The organism is Streptomyces hilarionis (genome assembly GCF_024539675.1).
GTDB lineage: Bacteria > Actinomycetota > Actinomycetes > Streptomycetales > Streptomycetaceae > Streptomyces > Streptomyces hilarionis.
In genome coordinates this window covers 49064-70091 of record NZ_JAHHIT010000040.1, presented here as the reverse complement: position 1 = coordinate 70091, position 21028 = coordinate 49064, and the positions used below count along the sequence as shown (strand labels likewise).

Genomic DNA, 21028 nt, shown 5'->3' with positions numbered 1-21028 from the left:
CGGCCGGGGCCGGCAGGAATCCTTGCGCGGCCGCCGACGCTAGGCGTCGATGCGCGAGCGGTCCAGCGTCGCCGCGGAGCTGGAGATGAACTCCTTGCGCGGCGCCACGTCGTTGCCCATGAGCAGGTCGAACACCTGCTCCGCCGACTCCAGGTCGGAGAGGTTGATCCGCCGCAGCGTGCGATGACGCGGGTCCATCGTGGTCTCGGCCAGCTGATCGGCGTCCATCTCGCCCAGGCCCTTGTAGCGCTGGATGGAGTCCTTGTACCTGACGCCCTTGCTCTGGAACTCCATGAGCTTGTCGCGCAGTTCCCGGTCCGAGTACGTGTAGACGTACTTGTCCTGGCCCTTCTTGGGCTGGACCAGCTCGATGCGGTGCAGCGGCGGAACCGCGGCGAACACCCGGCCGGACTCGACCATGGGCCGCATGTAGCGGTGGAACAGCGTCAGCAGGAGCGTCCGGATGTGGGAGCCGTCCACATCGGCGTCGGTCATCATGATGATCTTGCCGTAGCGGGCCGCGTCGATGTCGAAGGTCCGCCCGGAACCCGCTCCTATGACCTGGATGATCGCGCCGCACTCGGCGTTCTTCAGCATGTCGGTCACGGACGACTTCTGGACGTTGAGGATCTTGCCCCGGATCGGCAGCAGCGCCTGGAACTCGGAGTTGCGGGCCAGCTTCGCCGTTCCGAGCGCCGAGTCCCCCTCGACGATGAACAGCTCGCTGCGCTCGACGTCGTCGCTGCGGCAGTCGGCCAGCTTCGCCGGCAGGGACGAGGACTCCAGCGCCGTCTTGCGACGCTGGGCGTCCTTGTGCTGCCGCGCCGCGATGCGCGTCCGCGCCGCGGCCACCGCCTTCTCCATGACGACCCGGGCCTGGGCGGCGGCGTCGCGCTTGGTGGAGGTGAGGAACGCCTTGAGCTCCCTGGAGATCACCGTGTTCACGATGCGCCGGGCCGCCGACGTGCCGAGCACCTCCTTGGTCTGCCCCTCGAACTGCGGCTCGGCGAGTCGCACCGTGACGACGGCGGTCAGCCCCTCCAGGGCGTCGTCCTTGACGATGTCGTCCTCGGCGACGCGCAGCAGCTTCTTGGCGCGCAGCACTTCGTTCATCGTCTTGGCGACGGCCTGCTCGAAGCCGGCGACATGGGTGCCGCCCTTGGGCGTGGCGATGATGTTCACGAACGAGCGCAGGTTGGTGTCGTACCCGGTGCCCCAGCGCAGGGCCACGTCGACCCCGAGCTCGCGGGTGACCTCGGTCGGGGTCATCTGCCCGTGGTCGTCCAGGACCGGGACCGTCTCCTTGAACGTGCCCTGTCCCGTGAAGCGCAGGACGTCGCAGACGGGCTTGTCGGAGGCCAGGTACTCGCAGAACTCGCTGATGCCGCCGTCGAAGCGGAAGGACTCCTCGCCCTTGCTGCCGCCCTCGCCGAGCCCGTACTCGTCGCGCACGACGATGGTCAGGCCGGGCACCAGGAAGGCCGTCTGGCGAGCGCGCTGGTGGAGGTTGTCCAGGGAGAGCTTGGCGTCCTTGAGGAAGATCTGCCGGTCGGCCCAGTACCGCACACGCGTGCCGGAGCGGTTCTTGGCGATCCGCTTGACCTTGCGCAGACCACCGGTCTCGAACTTGGCGTCGGGACCGTCCGCGGCGAAGGCGCCCGGGACGCCGCGCCGGAAGCTGATCGCGTGGGTGTGGCCGCCGCGGTCCACCTCGACGTCGAGTCGGGCGGACAGGGCGTTGACCACGGAGGCGCCGACGCCGTGCAGGCCGCCGGAGGCGGCGTACGAGCCGCCGCCGAACTTGCCGCCGGCGTGCAGCTTGGTCATGACGACCTCGACACCGGACAGACCGGTCTTGGGCTCGACGTCGACGGGGATGCCACGGCCGTTGTCACGGACCTCGACCGAGGCGTCGTCGTGGAGGATCACCTCGATGTGGTCGCAGTAACCGCCCAGGGCTTCGTCGACGGAGTTGTCGATGATCTCCCACAGGCAGTGCATCAGGCCACGGCTGTCGGTCGAGCCGATGTACATACCCGGGCGCTTCCGCACGGCCTCGAGGCCTTCGAGGACGAGCAGGTGCCGCGCGGTGTAATTGGAACCGTCCCGGTCTGCTCCTGCCAGCAGCGCTGTGGACGGCACGGACATTTCGGCGGTCACGCGGTTCGCTCCTCGCTGAATTTCAGTTGGGGCCCTTCTGGGTAAGGGCGCGGCTTGGGTTGCCGCCACGAGGGTACCGAGGCCTGGTAGAGCCGTTGTCACGCCACCCTCACGTCTGAACTCACACTAGTCCAGCGTCGCATGCGTGTTCGATCCCTCGATGGAGTGAAGTACATGTCACGTTCCCTTCGAGGCATGAACCATTTAGGCTCCGGGCACGTCCTCATGAACAAACCGGCAAGCCAGCCGGGAGGACCGGACCATGACCGACAGAGCGAAACCGTAAGCACCACAGACCACGCGATACGGCACATTCGCCGCCAAACCGGCAGCAGACGGCCGCCTCGGAAAAGATTTTTCGAGGAAAAGCCACGAGCGGGAACGTTTTGGGGCTGGTTGGATGTTGACCCTGGTACGACAGCTCGTCGAGCTAGAGAAGAGGCGACGTGACTACTGTTCTGACCCCCGCGAGCCCGCTGACGGCCGCTGACCGCTGCGACCGCTGCGGCGCCCAGGCGTACGTGCGCGTCGTCCTGCTCAGCGGCGGAGAACTGCTCTTCTGCGCCCACCACGGCCGCAAATTCGAGCCGGAACTCAAGAAGATCGCCGCTGAGATACAGGACGAGACGGAGCGGCTGACTACCGTTCCCGCGTCCATGTCCGAAGAAGAGCGCTGATCCGACGCGTCCACGACGAGCCAGACCGGCACAGGCCGGCGTACGGGCGGCCGTCCCTGATTCCAGGGGCGGCCGCCCGCTCTTGTGGCCGGCGGCGGCCCCGGCGACTCCGGGACCGCCGCAAAGACCCCTCTCAGGCCCTTTCAGGGGCCTCGTGGGGGCTTCGGGTGCCGACGTCCCAGTGCAGGGTCCGCAGGGCGTCGGAGACCCGTGTGTAGACGCCTGGGCTGCCCGCCCGGCCGCAGCCGCTGCCCCAGGACACGAGTCCGATGAGTCGGCCCTGCGCGACCAGCGGTCCGCCGCTGTCGCCCTGACAGGCGTCGGGGCCGCCCCTCGCCTCTCCCGCGCACACCATGCTGCGCGCGTCGTAGGTCCCCTCCGTGGACCCGGGGTACGCCCGCTCGCACAGCGTGTCGGCCAGAACGTGCACGGGCGCCGCCCGCAGGCTGTGGGCGTACGCCCCGAATCCGGTGGTGTCGCCCCAGCCGTAGACGACGGCGTCCGAGCCGGGTGCGTAGGCGGTGTCGCCCGCGGCGGCCATGGGGGCCACCACGGTCGTCGCGAGCGGTTCGGCGAGGCTGAGCACGGCGAAGTCGCCGGCGTTGCTCGAGCTGTCGTAGCCCGGGTTCACCCACACACTGCGCACCGGGATCTCCTGGCCCTCGGCCGTGTACAGGTCCGTACGGCCCGCGACGACCTTCAGGTCGGCCAACTGCCCCGGCGGGGCTCCCAGGACGTCCTCGCCCATGCAGTGGGCCGCCGTGAGCACGGTGGACCGGCCGACGGCAACGCCTCCGCAGAACTGGCCCGAGCGCGTACCCCCGAACCGGTCACGACTGGACAGGGCGACCACCCAGGGGGCCTGCGCGACGTCTACGGGGACACCGCCCAGGACGACGCCGTCGGAGGCCGCCGGGGCGGCGGCGGCCAGCGGTATGGCCATCGCCGCGGCCGCCAGGATCAACGGCCGGGACAGCGCCCGGACCAGACAACGACGCATGCGCGCTCCTCACTCGAAGTGATCGATGAACACCCAGAGTGATTCAGCGTGCCGGGAGTCGCACCCGCGCGCCCACGCCGAAGGCCCGGCCCCCACTGCGGGGACCGGGCCTTCGGCGTGGTGCGACCGACGACGATCTAGTCGAGGTAGTCGCGCAGCACCTGCGAACGCGACGGGTGACGCAGCTTCGACATGGTCTTGGACTCGATCTGGCGGATGCGCTCGCGCGTCACGCCGTAGACCTTGCCGATCTCGTCGAGGGTCTTCGGCTGACCGTCGGTGAGGCCGAATCGCATGGAGACCACGCCCGCCTCGCGCTCGGACAGGGTGTCGAGGACCGAGTGCAGCTGCTCCTGGAGGAGCGTGAAGCTGACCGCGTCGGCCGGGACGACCGCCTCGGAGTCCTCGATGAGGTCGCCGAACTCGCTGTCGCCGTCCTCACCCAGGGGGGTGTGCAGCGAGATGGGCTCGCGACCGTACTTCTGGACCTCGATGACCTTTTCCGGGGTCATGTCGAGTTCCTTGGCCAGCTCCTCCGGGGTGGGCTCGCGGCCCAGGTCCTGGAGCATCTGGCGCTGCACGCGCGCGAGCTTGTTGATGACCTCGACCATGTGCACCGGGATACGGATGGTGCGGGCCTGGTCGGCCATGGCGCGGGTGATCGCCTGACGGATCCACCAGGTGGCGTACGTGGAGAACTTGTAGCCCTTGGTGTAGTCGAACTTCTCGACCGCGCGGATCAGACCGAGGTTGCCCTCCTGGATGAGGTCCAGGAACAGCATGCCGCGGCCGGTGTAGCGCTTGGCCAGGGAGACCACCAGGCGGAGGTTGGCCTCCAGGAGGTGGTTCTTGGCGCGGCGGCCGTCCTCCGCGATGATCTCCAGTTCGCGCTTGAGCTTCGGCGCGAGCTTGTCGGCGTTGGCCAGCTTGTCCTCGGCGAACAGACCGGCCTCGATGCGCTTGGCGAGCTCGACCTCCTGCTCGGCGTTGAGCAGCGGGACCTTGCCGATCTGCTTGAGGTAGTCCTTGACCGGGTCGGCGGTGGCGCCCGCGGCCGCGACCTGCTGCGCGGGCGCGTCGTCCTCGTCCTCGTCGGACAGGACGAAGCCGGCGCTCTCGGTGCCCTCGGGCTCACCCTCGGCCTTGGGAGCGTCCTCGAGGACCTCTTCCTCGACCAGCTCGGCGTCGTCCTTCTTGGCGGTGGTCTTCTTGGCCGCCGTCTTCTTCGTGGCGACGGTCTTCTTGGCGACGGTCTTCTTCGCCGTCGTCGTCTTCTTGGCAGCCGCCTTCTTGGCGGGGGCGGCTTCCTCTGCGGAGTCGTCGACAGCGGGGGCGGCGGGGGCGGCCTCGGTGGTGGCGGTGGCCTTCCGCGTGGTCACCGTCTTCGCCGCGACCGTCTTGGTGGCGGTGCGCTTGGCCGGACTCTTCGCTGCGACGCTCTTTCGGGTGCGCTTGGGCTCCGCGGCACTGACCATCAGCGTCACACCCTCTTCCTCGAGGATCTGGTTGAGGCTGCGCAGTACGTTCTTCCACTGAGTGGCCGGAATCTGGTCAGCTTCGAAGGCCCGACGCACATCGTCGCCGGCGATCTGCCCCTCAGCCTTTCCCCGCTCAATGAGCGCCATGACAGAGACGGACTCGGCGATCTCCGGCGGGAGCGTACGGGATGTGCTGGCCGACACGAACAACCTCTCGGAACGTTGGAAAACGGCTTCCGGCCCCGTTCGCAGAGGAACAGGAGCCGACCACCGACCTGGGGATGGGCCGACGGTGCGGGCGGGGACCGGGGAGGATGCACAGCGCCTTGAACGGCGTCCGTATTCCCTCCGCGACAGTCACCTCTTAGGTCATCGCGTTGTTTCCACAAGCGTTACGCCCAATCTTCGTGGCCCGAGTCACACCGCGTAAGCGTGGAAAAACGGTCAGACACGGGCAGAGGCGGTCACTCGTGGTGTCTACCCGAGCCTTCGCGGCCGAATCCCCTCTTGCGCCCCTGTCGGCCCCCCGGCCGATTCTCCCCCACTCGGCCGTCGGACCCCGCAGGCCCCGTGGCGGGTCCTGCGGGGTCCGACGGGAGTGCGGGCGCACGCGCGGGGACGACGCGGCAGGAGGGGGACACCGCGACGGAAGAGGGCGTCCGCGGACCGTTTCCCGGGGGCGGTCAGTGCTCGCGCGGCGCCGGCACGACGCGCTCCACCTCGGGGTGCACGGTGAGCAGCTGCCGCATGGCCGCCTCCGCCGCGGCGCCGTCGCCCGCGGCGAGCGCGTCGACGATCCTGCCGTGGTGGGAGAGCGAGGCGTCAGTGGGGCGCTCGCACCCCGCGACCGGCCCGCCGGACACCTGCAAAGCGGAGGACACGATCCCCGAGAGGTGCTCCAGCATCCGGTTGCCGGCGACCTGAATGAGGAGCGAGTGGAACTCGGCGTCGGCCCGGGAGTACGTCAGGGCGTCGCCCTGCCCCACGGCGTGGGCCATGATCTCGACCATGTCGGAGAGGCGCTGCTGGACGTCGGCGCGCCCGTGCCCTGCGGCGAGGCGGGCGGCCAGCGGCTCGATCGTCCAGCGCAGCTCGCTCAGCTCGCGACGCTGGTCGTCGCGCTGGGGACCGAAGGCACGCCACTCGATGATGTCGGGGTCGAGGAGGTTCCAGTCGCTCACGGGACGCACGCGCGTACCGACGTTCGGTCGGGCGCTGACCAGGCCCTTGGCCTCGAGAACGCGCAGCGACTCACGGACGACGGTGCGGGACACCTCGAACCGCTGGCCGATCTCCTCGGGGACCAGCGGACGGTCGGCGCCCAGATCGCCGGACACGATCATCTGACCGAGCTGCTGGACGAGTTGACCGTGCAGCCCGCGGCCGCGGCTGCCCGCGGTGCGGCGCCCCATGCGGCCCAGTTCGGGTTCGGCGGACTCCCAGGCGGGAACTCCGACGCGGTCGGCGGCGGTGGGGGCCTCGGCGTAGGGGTAGCGGTCGAGCCCGCCCGGGCCGGCCAGACCGGAGTCGGCGGAGCGGGCGGCGGTCATCATGGTGTGCGCAAGGGTACTCACGGATCCTTTGTCGGCGCTGCCTCCAACTGCCTTGAGGTCTTTGGTGAAAAGCACACGAAAGGGTGATCGCTCACCCCGTCGCAATTGACGCCTTATCGGAAAGAAACGGGCTTTCTGCGGGGAGTTGCGCACATGCCGGGACGGGATCGGCCGGGGACGGTCGTCATCGGACCCTGCTGCGCAGTGTGGTGACCACATACGCGCACATCAGGGCGGTGAGGGACAAGGTCATCGCCCCGCCGACGGGTTGAGCGATCACGCGTGCCGCGGCGGCCAGATACCGCTCTCCCCCGAAGGGCCACTGCATCAGGAGCGTCTCCCGCAACCGCAGGGACATGGCGGCCGTCGTCCGCACAGACGCGCTGCCCACGAGCTGTTGTACGACGGGCACGACGACCACCGGCACGGCCAGCACCGCCGACAGTCCGGCCGTGGTGGAGCGGAAGACGCCCGCCGCGAGCACGCCGGCCCAGGCGCAGCCGACCACGAGGGCGAGCCAACTCGCGCTCAGCGCCATCCAGTCCGCGGGAACCCGGGCGAGCTCCCGTCCGTAGACGAGGTAGAGCACTTCGGCGTCGCAGCCCACCGTGAGAAAGGCGAGCAGGGTGGCGGTGAGACCGGCGACGAGGAGCTTGGCCGTGAGCACTCCGACCCTGCGCGGCACGGTGCCGCGGTCCACGGCCAGCGCGGGGTGGCGGAACTCGTCGCCGAAGGCCAGCGCGCCGAGCAGCCCGGCGCCGAGCGCCGCCGGCGGCAGCGGCAGTTCCACGGGCCAGGCGGCCAGCAGCCGCGCCTGGCGGGTGTGGCCCGCGTGGGCCAGGAGCAGGGTGATGACGGCGGAGACGAGCAGCACGGCGGCCGCGGTGACGAAGCCGGTGCCGATCCCGGCGGCACGACGGAGTTCGTAGCGCAGGGGTCGCAGGGGGCTGGGAGCGGATCGTACGGAGATGGGGGGTGGGAGATCCGGCAGGGCTTCGGGCACCCGGGGCGCGAAGGCCCCGGGCGTGCGCCGGGCGGACGGCAGGACGAGAGCGGCGGCGGGGCGGCGCTCCTCCACGGTGACGGCGGCGTTCGCGATCGGAGTCTTCCCCGGCTTGGCGCTCGGTGCGCTCGGCTCGCCCGCGGGTGATGCGTTCGTCGTCCCCGTCGGCGTGGTTGTGGTCGGTGCGTCCGCCGCCGGCGCGGTCGCTGCCGACGCGGCCTTTGCCGGTGCGGTGGTCGAAGGTGTGCTTGTCGGAGGTGTGGTTGCCTTCGGCGTGGTTGCCGTCGGTGCAGCGGCGGTCCGCGCGGTTGCGGTCGGGGTAGGCGAGTTCGGGGGTGGGGCGGCCTCGCCGGGCACAGCGAGGCCGGGACGCGTACCTCCCGCCTCGGCGCCGCGGACGTCAGAAGAAGACAGCTCGGTCGGCCGGTGCGGGGCGGTGGACGGTCGGCGCGGCGCGCGGTCGGGCGTCCGCGTCTCGACGGCGGCGGAATTCCGCGCGTTCTCGGGCATGTCGGCGCCGTCGGACGCCGCCGGACCGTCCGAGCCCTTCGCGAGGACGCCGACGGCGGTGCGCCCCGCGGGCGCCGGTTCCGGCTGACCGGCGCCCGAGTGCCGCGCACCGGCCTCGACGCGCTTGGAGAGAGAAGGCGTCGGCGCAGCTCCGGCCCCCGGGCCCATGTCCCCGGTCTCGTCGGCCAGTTGATGGACGAGGACGCCGTGCCGGAACGCCGTCTCGCCGACGTGGGCGCACGAACTTCCGTACACGGAGAGCCGGTTGTCATCCTCATGGACGACCTCGATCGACCGCCGCCCGGCCCGCGCCTCCTGCGTGAGCAGGGCGGCCAGGCGGACGGCGTGGGGGGTGCGCACGGCGACACGGGGGCGTAGCCGGGTGCGGGCGAAGTCGGCGGCCTCCTGATCGGCGGCGAGCCTTCCCCGGTCGAGGGTGACGACGCGGTCTGCGGTGCGGGCCGCCTCCTTGGGATCGGCCGTGGTCGTCAGGACCGTGCCGCCCTGGGCTGCGTGCGCGCGCAGCATGCCGAACAGCCATCGGCTCTCCCGTCCGGAGAGCCCGGCGGCCGGATCGTCCAGGACGAGCGTGTGCGGATCCGCGAGAAGGGCGCAGGCCAGGCCGAGTCGCCGGTCGACACCGCGGGAGAGGGTGCCGAGGCGTTCGTCGCGCAGACTGACCAGGCCGACGACCTCCAGCACCTCGTCGGCCCGCCGGGCGGGCACACCCGCGGCGGCGCACAGCATGCGCAGATGACCGCGGACCGTGCGCGCGGGGTGCCCCGGCACGTCCCCGAGAAGGACGCCGACCTCGCGCGAGGGGTGCGCGATGCGGTGCAGGGGGCGACCTCTGAAGTACGTCAGGCCGCGGCCCTGTTGGAGTTCGAGCATCAGTCTCAGCACAGTGGTCTTGCCGGCGCCCGACGCTCCGAGCAGCACGGTGACGCGGCCCGCGCGCGCCTCGAAGGAGACGTCGTCGACGGCGGGCACAAGCGCCTTGCGGGAGTTGCTGGTCAGTCCGAAGGCCTGGATCACGCGAAGCAAGATAGCGCGCTATGTCCGCTTTTTCCCTTCACCGCACGGTCGAGTGCACAAGCGGCTCGACCTGCCGGGCGCCCGCTGCGGAGCATCCCCGCCGCGGCGCCGTTCCGGAGCAGCCCCGACCGGGCCGCGCTCCCGCTCCGCGTCCTCGCGCGCCCGATCGCCGCGGTGGTCCCCCGTCAGACCTCGGGGCGCAGCATGGGCGGGTTGAGCAGGGTCGCGCCGCCCGCACGGAAGAGCTGGGCGGGGCGACCGCCCTGCCGGGTGGTGGTGCCGCCGGTGGGCACCAGGAAACCGGGCGTACCCGTCACCTTGCGGTGGAAGTTGCGGGGGTCGAGCGCCACGCCCCACACCGCCTCGTAGACGCGGCGCAGTTCTCCGACCGTGAACTCCGTGGGGCAGAACGCGGTGGCGAGGGACGAGTACTCGATCTTGGAGCGCGCACGTTCCACCCCGTCCGCGAGGATCCGCGCGTGGTCGAAGGCGAGCGGGGCGACCATCTCGTCGTCGTCGCGTCCGTACCCCGCGTGCTGCAACAGTTCCTCGACGGGCGCCCAGCGCGCGTTGCTGGCGTCACCGCCCGCCCGGGGGGCCGGGAGGTCGGGGGCCAGCGCGAGATGCGCCACGCTGACGACGCGCATCCGGGGGTCGCGTCCGGGATCGCCGTAGGTGGCGAGCTGCTCCAGGTGGGCCCCGTTGTCCTGGGCGGGGGCCGAGGGGTCGTGGGCGTGCAGCCCGGTCTCCTCGGCGAGTTCGCGCGCCGCCGCCTGCGTCAGGTCCTCGTCGGCCCGTACGAAGCCGCCGGGGAGCGCCCATCGCCCCTTGTACGGCGCCTCGCCCCTGCGCACCGCCAGCGCGCACAGGGCGTGACGGCGCACGGTCAGCACGACCAGGTCCACGGTGACGGCGAAGGGCGGAAAGGCTGACGGGTCGTAGGGCATGCGGTGATCATAGTCGTCTCCCTGACGATAAACACTCCTTTCACCGGTCGCATCGATGGCGGATCCGGGGCGGTCCCGTCCGCCGGGCGCGCGCCGGGTCACGGGCCATCCTGCACGACGTCGTCCCAGGTCACACGGGCTCACACTCCCAGTTGAAGGCCTTCGGCCGCCTCGTCCACCATGGCGAGTCCGAGCCGACCGACCCGTACGGAGAAGGGTGCGCCCGCGACCCGCAGACCCGTCAGAGCGACCTCGCCCAGCGGTGCGCTGGGCAGCGGGCGCAGGGTGATTGTTCCGGCGGGGGCGTCGGGGCGAACGCCGACGAGTGTGGTCAACAGCAGGACTCCCGCCGCAGCCGCGGTGGCGGCGGGACGGCAGGCGGCCGGGTGGGGAAGGGGCGCGCTTCCGGCTCCGCGCTGCTCCCCCGCGTACATCTCCGGGAGGCGGTGGCCGAAGGCGTCGGCCGCCGCCAGTACGCCCCGCAGGAGGGCCACGCTCTCTCTTTCGTAGCCCGTGGCCGCCAGTCCGGCGACGGCGATCGCCGTCTCGTGGACGCGGACGGCGCCACTGCGGTGGCCGAAGGGGTTGTGGCCCGCCTCCGTCGCGCCGAGACCGCGCAGCCCCCAGCCGGAGTCCATGGCGGGGCTTCCGAGCAATCGGGCCAGTTGTTCGGTCTGCACCTTGTCCAGCAGCCCCGGGGCGTGGACGCCGCCGCCCAGCAGCCCGGTGTCGAGGATGTGGACGGTCGTCGCGCAGAGGTGGGGCAGCGGCCGTCCGTCGGGGCCGAGCGCGGCGGCGGGGCGGCCGCCCGCCCCGTCGTCGATCCAGAAGTCCCGGCGGAACACCGCGCGCGCCGTCCGCGCCCATTCCCGCAGTCCGCCGTCGCCCGGTCGGCCGCAGGCGTCGAGCAGGTCGGCGCCGAGGAGCGCGGCACGGTGGGCGTGGGCCTGGGTCTCGCAGCGGACGGGACCGTTGGGCTGCGGGTCCCGCAGGTACGGGCCGTCGCCGAGCGAGGTGCGCAACCAGGTCAGACAGCGTTCGGCCGCCGGCAGCAGTTCCTCCGTCTCGCCGTCGGGCAGACCCCATCGGCGGGCCTCCGCGAGAAGCACCGGGAAGAGCAGCGTGGCCTCCGTCCCCGTGCAGGCGGGTGGCAGGTGCACGCCCGCGTCCCGACGCGGGCCGGGGATCATGCCGCACCTCGGCCCCGGGAGGGTGACCTGGCTACGGGCGAGCGTGCGCAGCGTGCCCGCGGCGAGACGGGTGCCCAGGGGCAACGCCATCCGCGCCGCGGCCAGCGCCTCGGCCGGGGCCAGCCCACAGCGCCAGGGGGCGCCTGCCGCGAGGTGGGCGTCCGTGGGGCGCTCGGGATCGCGCACCAGCAGGGCCCGCAGATCCTGCACGCTTCTCGCCAGCAGGCCTGCGACACGGGGGTCGTCGCCCGTGGCCTGCGCGGACGCCAGCGGGCTGCTCACCGCCCGGCCGACGGCACGGGCCGGGCCCGCGCCGTCCAGCCGGACTCTCAGCTCCACGCGGACGCTGCCGCCGGGAGGCAGGTCGAATTCCCAGCGCAGCAGTCCCGCGGAGGCGATCGCGTCGGCGGGCGCCGGGTCGGCGCTGACGCTCGAGGTCCCGGTGGCACTGGACCAACGCAACCCGGAGCCGTGGACGCTGGCCGGCAGTTCGGGGCCCACCGTGCCGGCGGCGATCGCCCCGAGGTCGGCCAGGTCGGTGCCCAGGGCCACCTCGACCGGGAGGCGCAGTGGCCGTGCGGCCGTGCTGCGCAGGGTGATGCGCTCCGTGCCGTCCGCGGAGCGGATCCGCTCGACGATCACATCCGGGTCCGGGCCGCCGTGCGGAGTGACGCGCAGGGTGCCGACGAAGCGCGCGGAGTCCGCCAGGGTCATCCGGGCCTGCACCACGAGGGGCTCGCGTCCTGCCACCCGCAGTCGGCACCGGGACAGGATCCGCCGGCCCGCCCGGTAGAAGCCCTCCAGTCCGTTTCCGGTCAGCTGCCCCTGTTCCGTCGAGATGGCGAGGCCTGGCAGGGCGACACAGATCATCGCCGTGTGGACGGGCGGCAGGCCCGCGGCGCGCGGCGGAACCGATGGGGCCTCCCTGGAAACGCCGGCGCCGGCCCCGGACGGGCGCCCGGCGGCGCCGGGTGGTGGGAGGAGGCGCGGCGACATGCGGCTGGTCCGCCGAAGCGACTCGAAACCGGACGAGGCGCCGTGGGCCGCCCCGGGCGACGGGGCACCGGGCGAGGCGCGGTGACCCGGTTCGGGCGGCGGGAGCCCTGGCGACAGGGTGTTGGCCGGGCCTGCGGACGTGCCTGAAGGTTGCGAGCGACCGGCGTCCGAAGGAATGTGCAGGCTGTTTCCGGGGGGAAGGCCAGGGGCGGGATCCGGCGTGGCTGCGTGCGCCGGGCCGGCGTCCGGGCTCGGGTGGCCCGGAGCCGCTCGGTCGAGGAGTTGTCGCTCGACGAACTGCCGGTCGGCGTCCGCGTCCTGGGGCGGTGCCGGCCGGGAGGAGTGGGAGCGTTCGTCGCGGCCGGAGCGTTCGTCGATGCTGAGGGGTGCGTCGGCGGCGGAGGGCGGAGTCGGCTGATGCATGCGGTGACTTCTTCTGCTCTCTGTGCGCCTCGGGCGAAGGTCGAGGCCCGAGGGGAGGCTCCGGCACGGCGGGGGAGCTGCGGCGGCGCGCCCGAGCAGGCAATCCGCCACTCAGGTGAACGGGGTGGGCCTCCCCCAGGTCACGCCCCCGGCCGGAAGGCCCCACCGATGGCGGTCGCCTGGCCCACGCGTCGGGCCGGGCGCGGACTCCGGCGGGATGTGTCGCGAGGGCGTCCTCAGGGACGGCCGGGGGTTTCGCCCGCGTCCGCGTGGAGCCGCACGCCTTCCCCGGACTCGCCATGGCGTCGGGCGGAGGGGCCCCCGCCGGGGCGCGTACGCGCCCCGGCACGACTCGGCGCTGTGGGGCGAGTGACATCGGACGGCGTCGGACGGTGACGGGATTCCCTCGTCTCGGGACCCGGCGCGACTCCTTCCGCGGTCTGCGCGGGCTCCGTCCCGACAGGGGTGGAACGCGGACGATGACGCCTGCGGGCGGTCGGGCGGGCAGCGGTCGGCAGCGGCCCCGACGCAGCCGCCGGCGAGCCGTGCGGGTCCGAGTCCTCCGCGACCGCGGTGCTCTCTGTGGCCGCAGTGTCGTCGGCGGCCACGGCGTTCTCGACCTGCCTCCCGTCGGTCGCAGTGATCGCTCCGCCAGCGCCGGACTCATCGGTTACGCGGGCCTCACCGGTTTCGTGAAGCCCACCGGATTCGTGAATCGCACTGGCTTCGTGAATCGCACCGGCTTCCGCGCTCACGTGTCCCGCCGCGCGGTCGGCGCCGCGTCCGTCGCGCGCGTCTCCTTCGGCGCGTGCGTCTCGTCCGTCCCGTTCGGCGCGCAGGCAACGTCGTACCGCCTCGGGGTCGAGGCCTTCGTTGCAGGCCTGGTGCAGCAGGCGGGCGAAGAGGTAGCCGGGGTCCACGCCCAGCGCCATGGCGAACGCCTCCCTCGCCTCGAGCTCGTCGCCGCCGGACCACGCGACCCAGCCTGCGAGGGTCAGCGACGCCGCCGCGTGTTCTGCGTAGGGCCCGACGCAGCGCCTCGCCAGGGCTCGCCACAGCCGCAGTGCGGGAGCCGCCTCGTCGCCCTCCATCCACTCGGCTGCCCGGTCGCGCGTCACCCGGTCCTGGAGGCCGAGGATCAGAGCCGCTGCCTCGTCGCATCCGATCAGTTCGTCGTCCCGCTGGTCGGCGAGAAGCGCGCCGGACACCACGGGCGCGTCGGCCAGGCGCCGCATCACCCGCCGCGCGAGTCGCAGAGTCTCGGCGGTGACACCCACACGGTTCGCGTCGTCCAGGATCCTCGGGATCAGCGCCATGGCGGCGGTGTCCAGGGCGACTTCCTGCTCCAGGGCCACGCCCGTCTCCAGCGGTTGCAACCGGGCCCGCAGCTCGCGCAGAGTGCCCCGGACCTGGATCCCCGCGTAGGTCGCGGCAGCGGCCAGCACGGAGGTTCCCGGCAGGCCCATCCGGACGCCCTCGACCGGACAGCATCCTCGACCGGCGCAGCAGTACGACCAGAACCGGCCGTCCGCGATGCAGAGGGCTTCGATCACCGGGATGTCGAGGCGGCCGCAGGCGAGGCGCAACCGATCGGCGAGCGGCTTGAGGCGCTCCATGACCTGTCGGCCCGTCTCTCCGGGCCCCGGCTCCTGGCAGAGGTAGGCGACCATCTGCGCGGGACGGTCGCCTCGACGTTCGCTGCCCGTGACCAGGCCCTGCGCCAACTGCTGCGCGACGGCTTCCCAGTCGTCGGGGTTGGCGGGGATGCCGAGCCGGGCCCGGCCGCCGAAACGCCCCCGGCCGCCGAGGTCGTGCAGGGCCACCAGCACGATGCTGTCCTCGGGCCGGTACCCGAGCAGATAGGGCAGCGCGTCGGCCAGTTCGTCCGGGGATCGCAGGGTGACCTGGTGGACGGTCCGGTCAGTGCCGTACTCGGCCTCCCCGTCGTCCATCGGACGACTGTCGTGTGCCGTGGGACCGCCGGCCTCCGCCGAGCCGCTCCGCCCGCCGCGTTCGTCCCGCCCTTCGTGGGCGTTCTGCGCCTCCCGGTCGTCGCGCCGGGCGATGGGGCCGTTTTCGGAGGGGCCGGTCGATTCGCTGTGATTCGTCATGCGCAGACGATCTCGCGTATGCCGAAATCCCGCTCGACCTGTGGATAACTCCAATCGCGGACATGTCAGACAAGCCGGGCCGACGAGACCCGAAGGCGCTCGGAGCCCTGCTCCCGCAACGGCCGTGACCGGATTGTCAGCGCCGTCCTGTTGTATGGAGGCATGGAGCACACGAGCAACACGGATCTCCGGGCCGACGCCGACGCCGTCCTCGCCCGCCTCGTCGGCGACGCCTCGGGCGCGGCCCGGCTGCGGGAGGACCAGTGGCGGGCGATCGAGGCGCTGGTCGCCGACCGGCGCCGGGCCCTGGTGGTCCAGCGGACGGGCTGGGGGAAGTCCGCCGTGTACTTCGTGGCGACCTCCCTGCTCCGGGCCCGCGGCTCCGGCCCCACGGTGATCGTCTCGCCGCTGCTCGCCCTCATGCGCAACCAGGTCGACGCCGCGGCCCGGGCCGGTATCCGTGCACGGACCATCAACTCCTCGAACACGGAGGAATGGGAGACCGTGCAGGGCGAGATCGCGGCCGGCGAGGTGGACGTCCTCCTGGTCAGTCCGGAGCGCCTCAACAACCCGGACTTCCGCGACCAGGTGCTGCCCCGGCTGGCCGCCGCCACCGGCCTGCTCGTGGTCGACGAGGCGCACTGCATCTCCGACTGGGGCCACGACTTCCGGCCGGACTACCGCCGCCTGCGGACGATGCTCTCCGACCTCCCGGCCGGCGTGCCGGTCCTCGCGACGACCGCGACCGCCAACGCCCGCGTGACCGCCGACGTCGCCGAGCAACTCGGCACCGGGGGCGCCTCGGACGCCCTGGTGCTGCGCGGCCCGCTGGATCGCGAGAGCCTGAGCCTGAACGTGCTGCGGCTGCCCGACGCGGCGCACCGGATGGCCTGGCTCGCCGACCATCTCGACGAGCTCCCCGGCTCGGGGATCGTCTACACGCTCACCGTGGCCGCCGCGGAGGAGGTCACCGCCTTTCTGCGGCAGCGCGGACATGTCGTCGCCTCGTACACGGGCCGCACCGAGAACGCCGACCGGCAGCAGGCGGAAGAAGACCTGCTGGCCAACAAGGTGAAAGCGCTGGTCGCGACCTCCGCTCTCGGCATGGGCTTCGACAAGCCCGACCTGGGCTTCGTCGTGCACCTCGGCTCGCCGTCCTCCCCCATCGCGTACTACCAGCAGGTCGGCCGTGCCGGACGCGGTGTCGAGCACGCCGAGGTGCTGCTCCTGCCGGGAAGGGAGGACGAGGCGATCTGGGAGTACTTCGCGTCGCTCGCCTTCCCGCCGGAGGACCTGGTGCGTCGCACGCTGGACGTTCTCGCGCAGGCGGAGCGGCCCGTGTCGCTGCCCGCGTTGGAGCCCCTGGTGGAGCTGCGCCGCTCCCGGCTGGAGACGATGCTCAAGGTTCTCGACGTCGACGGGGCGGTCAAGCGGGTCAAGGGCGGCTGGCTGTCGACCGGGCAGCCGTGGCGGTACGACACCGAGCGGTACGCGTGGGTCGCACGGCAGCGCAAGGCCGAGCAGGAGGCGATGCGGCAGTACGCGTCGACGACGGACTGCCGGATGGAGTTCCTCCAGCGCCAGCTCGACGACGAGGGCGCGAAGCCGTGCGGGCGGTGCGACAACTGCGCGGGAGCGCGGTACGCCGCCGACACGTCCTCGGCGGCGCTGGACGCCGCGCGGGTGGACCTGGGCCGTGCGTGCGTCGAGGTGGAGCCCCGTCGGATGTGGCCGACCGGCCTGGCGGCGATCGGCATGGGCCTCAAGGGGCGCATCCCGGCGAACGAGCAGGCGGCGTCCGGGCGGGCTCTGGGGCGTCTCTCGGACATCGGCTGGGGCAACCGGCTGCGCCCCATGCTGGCGCCCCAGGCTCCTGACGCACCGGTTCCGGACGACGTGGCCAGGGCCGTGGTGGAGGTGCTGGCGGACTGGGCGAAGGGGCCCGGCGGTTGGGCCTCCGGAGCGGCCGACGCCTCACCGCGCCCGGTCGGCGTGGTCACCGTCGCCTCCCGCACACGACCGCGGCTGGTCACCTCCTTGGGCGCGCGGATCGCCGAGGTCGGCCGGCTCCCCCTGCTGGGCACGGTGGAATACACCGCCGACGCCGCGCCGATCTCCCGGAGCAACAGCGCCCAGCGCCTCAAGGCGCTCGACGGCATGCTCGAAGTGCCGCCCGCGCTCGCTGCCGCCCTCGCCGAGACCCCGGGCCCGGTTCTCCTCGTGGACGACTACACCGAGACGGGCTGGACCCTCGCGGTGGCCGCCCGGATGCTGCGGCGGGCAGGCGCGCAGGGGGTGTTGCCGCTGGTTCTGGCCATGCAGGGCTGACGGAGAGCGGCCGGGCGCGAAAGTATCCGGCCTCTGAGGGGTCACCGATGCCCCGGCCGTCTCGCCGACGGACCCGCGCGCGCCTGCCGTCGCGGGCACCCCCAGGCCGAGGGTGGGGGCAGCGGGCGCGAGCCTCTACGCGCACGTAGCGGCCGGGACGCCCGACGTCGACGCCCCGCCGGGGGAGACCTCAGGCCCTCGTCGCGCCGCGGTGAACCGGCGTCAAACTCCGGGCCTCGAAGGCGCCTACAAGGCTTGAACGTCGACTCACGCATCCTCCGGTGAAACACTGGGTAGGGATATAAGCCACTCACCGCCATATAACGGTCGGTGGCCCCAATTGCTCGTTGCCGCATCCAAGTTCGGCAGGAAGAATTGAGGTCCGCTCCCCGCACGGCTCGGTCCGTAGTCCGGTTGGGCTCTGCTGCGGCGTGCGCTCCCCCGAATCCGACCCGCCCGCAGTGTGGGCCGTAGCCGAAGGGAGGCTCGTGACCTTCGGATTCGCTCCGTCCTCGGCGGCACCGTTGTCGACCTCCACGTCCGCCACCTCCGCCAACCGTTTGCTCGAGCCTGCCGAATGGGCCGCGGCCGGGATACCCCTGCTGCGCAACCCGCGGGAAGTCGTCAGCGGACTGCACTCACGGCACCGGCCGCGGCCGACCACGGCGATCGTGGCCGTCCTCGACCCGGACGAGCGGGTGCGGGCCAGCGCCTCGTTCACCCGACGCCAGGCTTCGAGTGACGGCTGGGTGTTCCGCAACGCCCTGCTCGCCCAGCTGCGCCGGGTCATACCCCACGATCTTCGGCTGCGCACCCCGGTGCGCACCGCCGTGCTGCTCTACTGCCGCGACGGCGACGCACGCTGGACGGAGGAGGACGGGGCGTGGATGTGGGGCCTTCGGGACGCCTGCACCTTGCACGGTCTGCGCTGCGGGGCGTACATCACTCTGACCCGGGACGGTTGGCAGGTCCTCGGGGAGGGGCGCGGCGGCCGACGGCCCAACGCGGATTCGGTTCCGGAGCCCTTCGCCCTGTCCGAGGCTCCGCCGCCGCTCCCCCGGACCGGCGGCTCGGCCTCCGAGGTGATGCGTCGCGCGGCCGCCCGCTGAGCGGCGACGGAGGACGGACGACCGGCGGCCGCTCGTCCGAGACGGCCCCACGGCCGGGAGGACGGCGACGGGGCCGGACCGCAGGACGGTGCCGGGGCCGGACCGGGGCCCGGCCGGAGACCCGCCGGCGAGTCCCGGCAGCGGGCCCGCCCGGAACCGACCGGTACGGGCGAAGACTCCGACGCGCCCGCCTCCACGGCCGGCCCGGGAACACCCGAGGGGCGCCCTGGCACACGGAAGAGGCGCCGCATCAGCGACGCCTCTTCCGGATGCGCCGGACCCTCGTGGCCTACCGGAACGGACTCAGACGCCCGCGCCCAGCACCGCGTTGATCGTCTGCGGGTCCCCGCAGACGATCAGCAGCGCCGAGGCACGCGTGCGGGCCAGCGGCAGAACGGTGGCGGCCACCGTGTCCGGTCCGCCGTTGACCGCGACGACGACGACCGGACGGGTACCCACCCGGGTCACCGCGGCGGCATCCGCGTAGAAGACGTCGTCCCCGGCGTCGTGCTGCGCCCAGTAGGGCGCCTCGCCGAAGGACAGCTCGTGGGCGGCCCACGGGTGCCGTTCGCCGGTCGTGATCACCAGCACGTCACCCGGAGCGCGTCCGGATTCCAGGAGAAGGTCGACGGCCTCCTCGGCGGCGTCCAGCGCGCCCACGGCCGAGGCCGGGATCAGCTGGACCTGGGCGGCCGCCGGAGCAGGCGCGGCGGCGGGAGCGGCCGGGGCCGAAGGCCCGGGCTTGGCGGCCGTGTCACGCGGCGCGCGCTGCGCCGGCGGCGTGGGCCGGAGGGGTCCGGGACGACCGGGACGCGACGGAGCCGCGGGACGGGGTCCGGGTACAGGTCGAGGGGTCGGCGCGGTGCGGCCGCTGGCCGGAACGGCGCGGGGACCCTGGGCACTCTCGTGAATCTGAGGCTCCTCGGGAATGAGAGGCATGAGCTGTTGTCTATCAAACGTTGGTGCGACACGCGCCAACGGGTGGCACATCAGTGCGACCGGAACGGTCAGAAGTCGAAACCGAGTTGACCCTCGACCTCCGGAACGCTTCCGTTCACCCAGCCGCGGGCCTTCTTGAGGTGCCGCCACTGGGGCAGCGCATCAAGATACGCCCACGACAACCGGTGGTACGGGGTGGGCCCCCGCTCCTCCAGTGCGGCCTTGTGCACGGGCGACGGATACCCGGCATTGTCCGCAAAGCCGAAGTCTGCATGCTCGGCACCCAGTTCGGCCATCATTTTGTCGCGCCGAACCTTGGCGATCACCGAGGCAGCCGCGACCGCCACGCACGACTGGTCGCCCTTGATCACCGTGCGGACCCGCCAGGGGGAACCGAGGTAGTCGTGCTTGCCGTCGAGGATCACCGCGTCCGGGCGGACCGGGAGCGCTTCCAGAGCGCGTCCGGCGGCCAGCCGCAGCGCGGCCGTCATCCCGAGCTCGTCGATCTCCTCGGGGGACGCGTGGCCCAGGGCGTACGACGTCACCCACTTCAGCAGTTCCTCGGACAGCTCGTTGCGACGCTTGACGGTGAGGAGCTTGGAGTCGGTGAGACCGACGGGCGGTCGGCGGAGTCCGGTCACGGCCGCGCAGACGGTGACGGGTCCGGCCCACGCGCCCCGGCCCACCTCGTCGACGCCGGCGATGACCTTGGCTCCGGTCGTGGCGCGAAGGGAGCGCTCGACGGTGTGAGTGGGTGGTTCGTACGGCATGGCGTCCTTAGGTTACGCCGCCTCGATCCCGTCGCGACACCCCGGTCGGCCCTGGCCCCTCGCGGACGGCGCCGACGGCGTCGACCTCACGCCCGGGGCGCGTCGGGCCGAAGCAGGGGCAGCATGAGCCCGTCCACCATCTCCTCGAGTTCGCGATCATTCCATTCGCAGGCGCTTATCTTCGAGCGGTACATCATCATGGCCGGAATGGCGTCGAACACGTAGCTGTTCGCCGCGTCCGCCCGCACCTCACCTCGCTCGATTCCCCTGCTGAGGACGTCGTGCAGGAGCCTGACCGTCGGTTCGACGACACCCTCGAAGATCAGGACGTGGAAGCGCTCCGCCTGGAGCGGATCGCATTCGTGAATGACCGAGCGCAACGCGAGGCCCGGGCGGGAGAACATCGCGTCGCGTGCGTCACGGCACAGCGCGAGCAGGTCCTCGCGCACGCTCCCCCGGTCGGGTGCGCCGTCCAGCCGTGGCAGTCCCGCACGCAGGGCCTCCGCGACGAGGTCCTCCTTGGAGGGCCAACGGCGGTAGACGGCGGCCTTGCCGGTCTGGGCGCCGGCCGCGACGCCCTCCATCGTCAGGCCGTTCCAGCCGACGGTGCCGAGTTGCTCCAGCGCGGCATCGAGAATCGCACGTTCGAGCACGGCGCCGCGCCGGCGAGGGGAGGCCGCCGGAGCGGGGGCGGCCGTCCAGCGCGAAGTAACCATCTGAGTGTCTCCAGCGAGCAGATCGAGCGGGGCGGGGGCAGAGAGGGACTCCGGGCGGCAGCGGCGGGGGACTCGCCGGGGGA

Annotated in this window: 14 protein-coding genes; 3 read left to right on the top strand and 11 right to left on the bottom strand. The window is 72.4% G+C overall.

Annotation, left to right across the window (positions count from 1 at the left end; translation table 11 throughout):
• Positions 1–39: 39 nt before the first annotated feature.
• A complete protein-coding gene (locus tag KMS84_RS08490; RefSeq protein ID WP_256915473.1) occupies positions 40–2160 on the bottom strand; it encodes a DNA gyrase/topoisomerase IV subunit B in 2121 nt (706 codons plus the stop codon).
• A gap of 446 nt (positions 2161–2606) precedes the next feature.
• Here KMS84_RS08490 and KMS84_RS08485 point away from each other — a divergent pair, with 446 nt between their 5' ends.
• A complete protein-coding gene (locus KMS84_RS08485) occupies positions 2607–2837 on the top strand; it encodes a DUF7455 domain-containing protein (RefSeq protein WP_256915472.1) in 231 nt (76 codons plus the stop codon).
• Positions 2838–2970: 133 nt separating this feature from the next.
• Here the strand turns inward: KMS84_RS08485 and KMS84_RS08480 are convergent, their stop codons facing one another.
• The 7 genes from KMS84_RS08480 to KMS84_RS08450 all read right to left on the bottom strand — a co-directional run bounded on the left by KMS84_RS08480 (position 2971) and on the right by KMS84_RS08450 (position 15083).
• Positions 2971–3837 (bottom strand): serine protease, encoded by an 867-nt coding sequence (locus tag KMS84_RS08480; protein ID WP_256915471.1) that lies wholly within the window; start codon positions 3835–3837, stop codon positions 2971–2973.
• Positions 3838–3974: 137 nt separating this feature from the next.
• Positions 3975–5519 (bottom strand): RNA polymerase sigma factor, encoded by a 1545-nt coding sequence (locus tag KMS84_RS08475; RefSeq protein WP_256915470.1) that lies wholly within the window; start codon positions 5517–5519, stop codon positions 3975–3977.
• Between the two features lie 479 nt (positions 5520–5998).
• Complete coding sequence (locus tag KMS84_RS08470; RefSeq protein WP_256915469.1) at positions 5999–6889, bottom strand: FadR/GntR family transcriptional regulator; 891 nt, start codon at positions 6887–6889, stop codon at positions 5999–6001.
• A gap of 163 nt (positions 6890–7052) precedes the next feature.
• The gene (locus KMS84_RS08465) at positions 7053–9416 is read right to left on the bottom strand and encodes an ATP-binding cassette domain-containing protein (RefSeq protein WP_256915468.1); all 2364 of its coding nucleotides are present in this window, start codon (positions 9414–9416) and stop codon (positions 7053–7055) included.
• A gap of 185 nt (positions 9417–9601) precedes the next feature.
• Positions 9602–10363, bottom strand: coding sequence for an NUDIX hydrolase (locus tag KMS84_RS08460; protein WP_256915467.1), 762 nt, complete (start codon positions 10361–10363; stop codon positions 9602–9604).
• A 140-nt stretch (positions 10364–10503) separates the two neighbouring features.
• Entirely contained in the window at positions 10504–12423 is a 1920-nt protein-coding gene (locus KMS84_RS08455; RefSeq protein ID WP_256915466.1) for a glycogen debranching N-terminal domain-containing protein, read from the bottom strand.
• A 785-nt stretch (positions 12424–13208) separates the two neighbouring features.
• Positions 13209–15083, bottom strand: coding sequence for a DUF4192 family protein (locus KMS84_RS08450; protein ID WP_256915465.1), 1875 nt, complete (start codon positions 15081–15083; stop codon positions 13209–13211).
• Between the two features lie 162 nt (positions 15084–15245).
• Here KMS84_RS08450 and KMS84_RS08445 point away from each other — a divergent pair, with 162 nt between their 5' ends.
• Positions 15246–17411, top strand: coding sequence for a RecQ family ATP-dependent DNA helicase (locus tag KMS84_RS08445; RefSeq protein WP_256915464.1), 2166 nt, complete (start codon positions 15246–15248; stop codon positions 17409–17411).
• 488 nt (positions 17412–17899) lie between these two features.
• A complete protein-coding gene (locus tag KMS84_RS08440; protein ID WP_256915463.1) occupies positions 17900–18520 on the top strand; it encodes a hypothetical protein in 621 nt (206 codons plus the stop codon).
• A gap of 303 nt (positions 18521–18823) precedes the next feature.
• Here the strand turns inward: KMS84_RS08440 and KMS84_RS08435 are convergent, their stop codons facing one another.
• The 3 genes from KMS84_RS08435 to KMS84_RS08425 form a co-directional block, all read right to left on the bottom strand.
• Positions 18824–19459, bottom strand: a complete 636-nt coding sequence (locus KMS84_RS08435) for a hypothetical protein (RefSeq protein ID WP_256915462.1) — start codon at positions 19457–19459, stop codon at positions 18824–18826.
• A gap of 68 nt (positions 19460–19527) precedes the next feature.
• On the bottom strand, positions 19528–20229 hold the full coding sequence (gene rnhB, locus KMS84_RS08430) for a ribonuclease HII (protein ID WP_256915461.1): 702 nt from the start codon (positions 20227–20229) through the stop codon (positions 19528–19530).
• Between the two features lie 86 nt (positions 20230–20315).
• Positions 20316–20945 carry a TetR/AcrR family transcriptional regulator gene (locus KMS84_RS08425; RefSeq protein ID WP_256915460.1) on the bottom strand — a complete coding sequence of 210 codons (630 nt, stop codon included), beginning with the start codon at positions 20943–20945 and terminating at the stop codon, positions 20316–20318.
• Positions 20946–21028 lie beyond the last annotated feature (83 nt).

Bases quoted from the DNA above. Each gene is read 5' to 3' on its own strand.
- KMS84_RS08445 (WP_256915464.1), top strand. From the start codon at position 15,246: ATGGAGCACACGAGCAACACGGATCTCCGGGCCGACGCCGACGCCGTC.
- KMS84_RS08480 (WP_256915471.1), bottom strand. From the start codon at position 3,837: ATGCGTCGTTGTCTGGTCCGGGCGCTGTCCCGGCCGTTGATCCTGGCG.
- KMS84_RS08435 (WP_256915462.1), bottom strand. From the start codon at position 19,459: ATGCCTCTCATTCCCGAGGAGCCTCAGATTCACGAGAGTGCCCAGGGT.
- KMS84_RS08450 (WP_256915465.1), bottom strand. From the start codon at position 15,083: ATGACGAATCACAGCGAATCGACCGGCCCCTCCGAAAACGGCCCCATC.
- KMS84_RS08460 (WP_256915467.1), bottom strand. From the start codon at position 10,363: ATGCCCTACGACCCGTCAGCCTTTCCGCCCTTCGCCGTCACCGTGGAC.
- KMS84_RS08425 (WP_256915460.1), bottom strand. From the start codon at position 20,945: ATGGTTACTTCGCGCTGGACGGCCGCCCCCGCTCCGGCGGCCTCCCCT.
- KMS84_RS08455 (WP_256915466.1), bottom strand. From the start codon at position 12,423: ATGATCTGTGTCGCCCTGCCAGGCCTCGCCATCTCGACGGAACAGGGG.
- rnhB (WP_256915461.1), bottom strand. From the start codon at position 20,229: ATGCCGTACGAACCACCCACTCACACCGTCGAGCGCTCCCTTCGCGCC.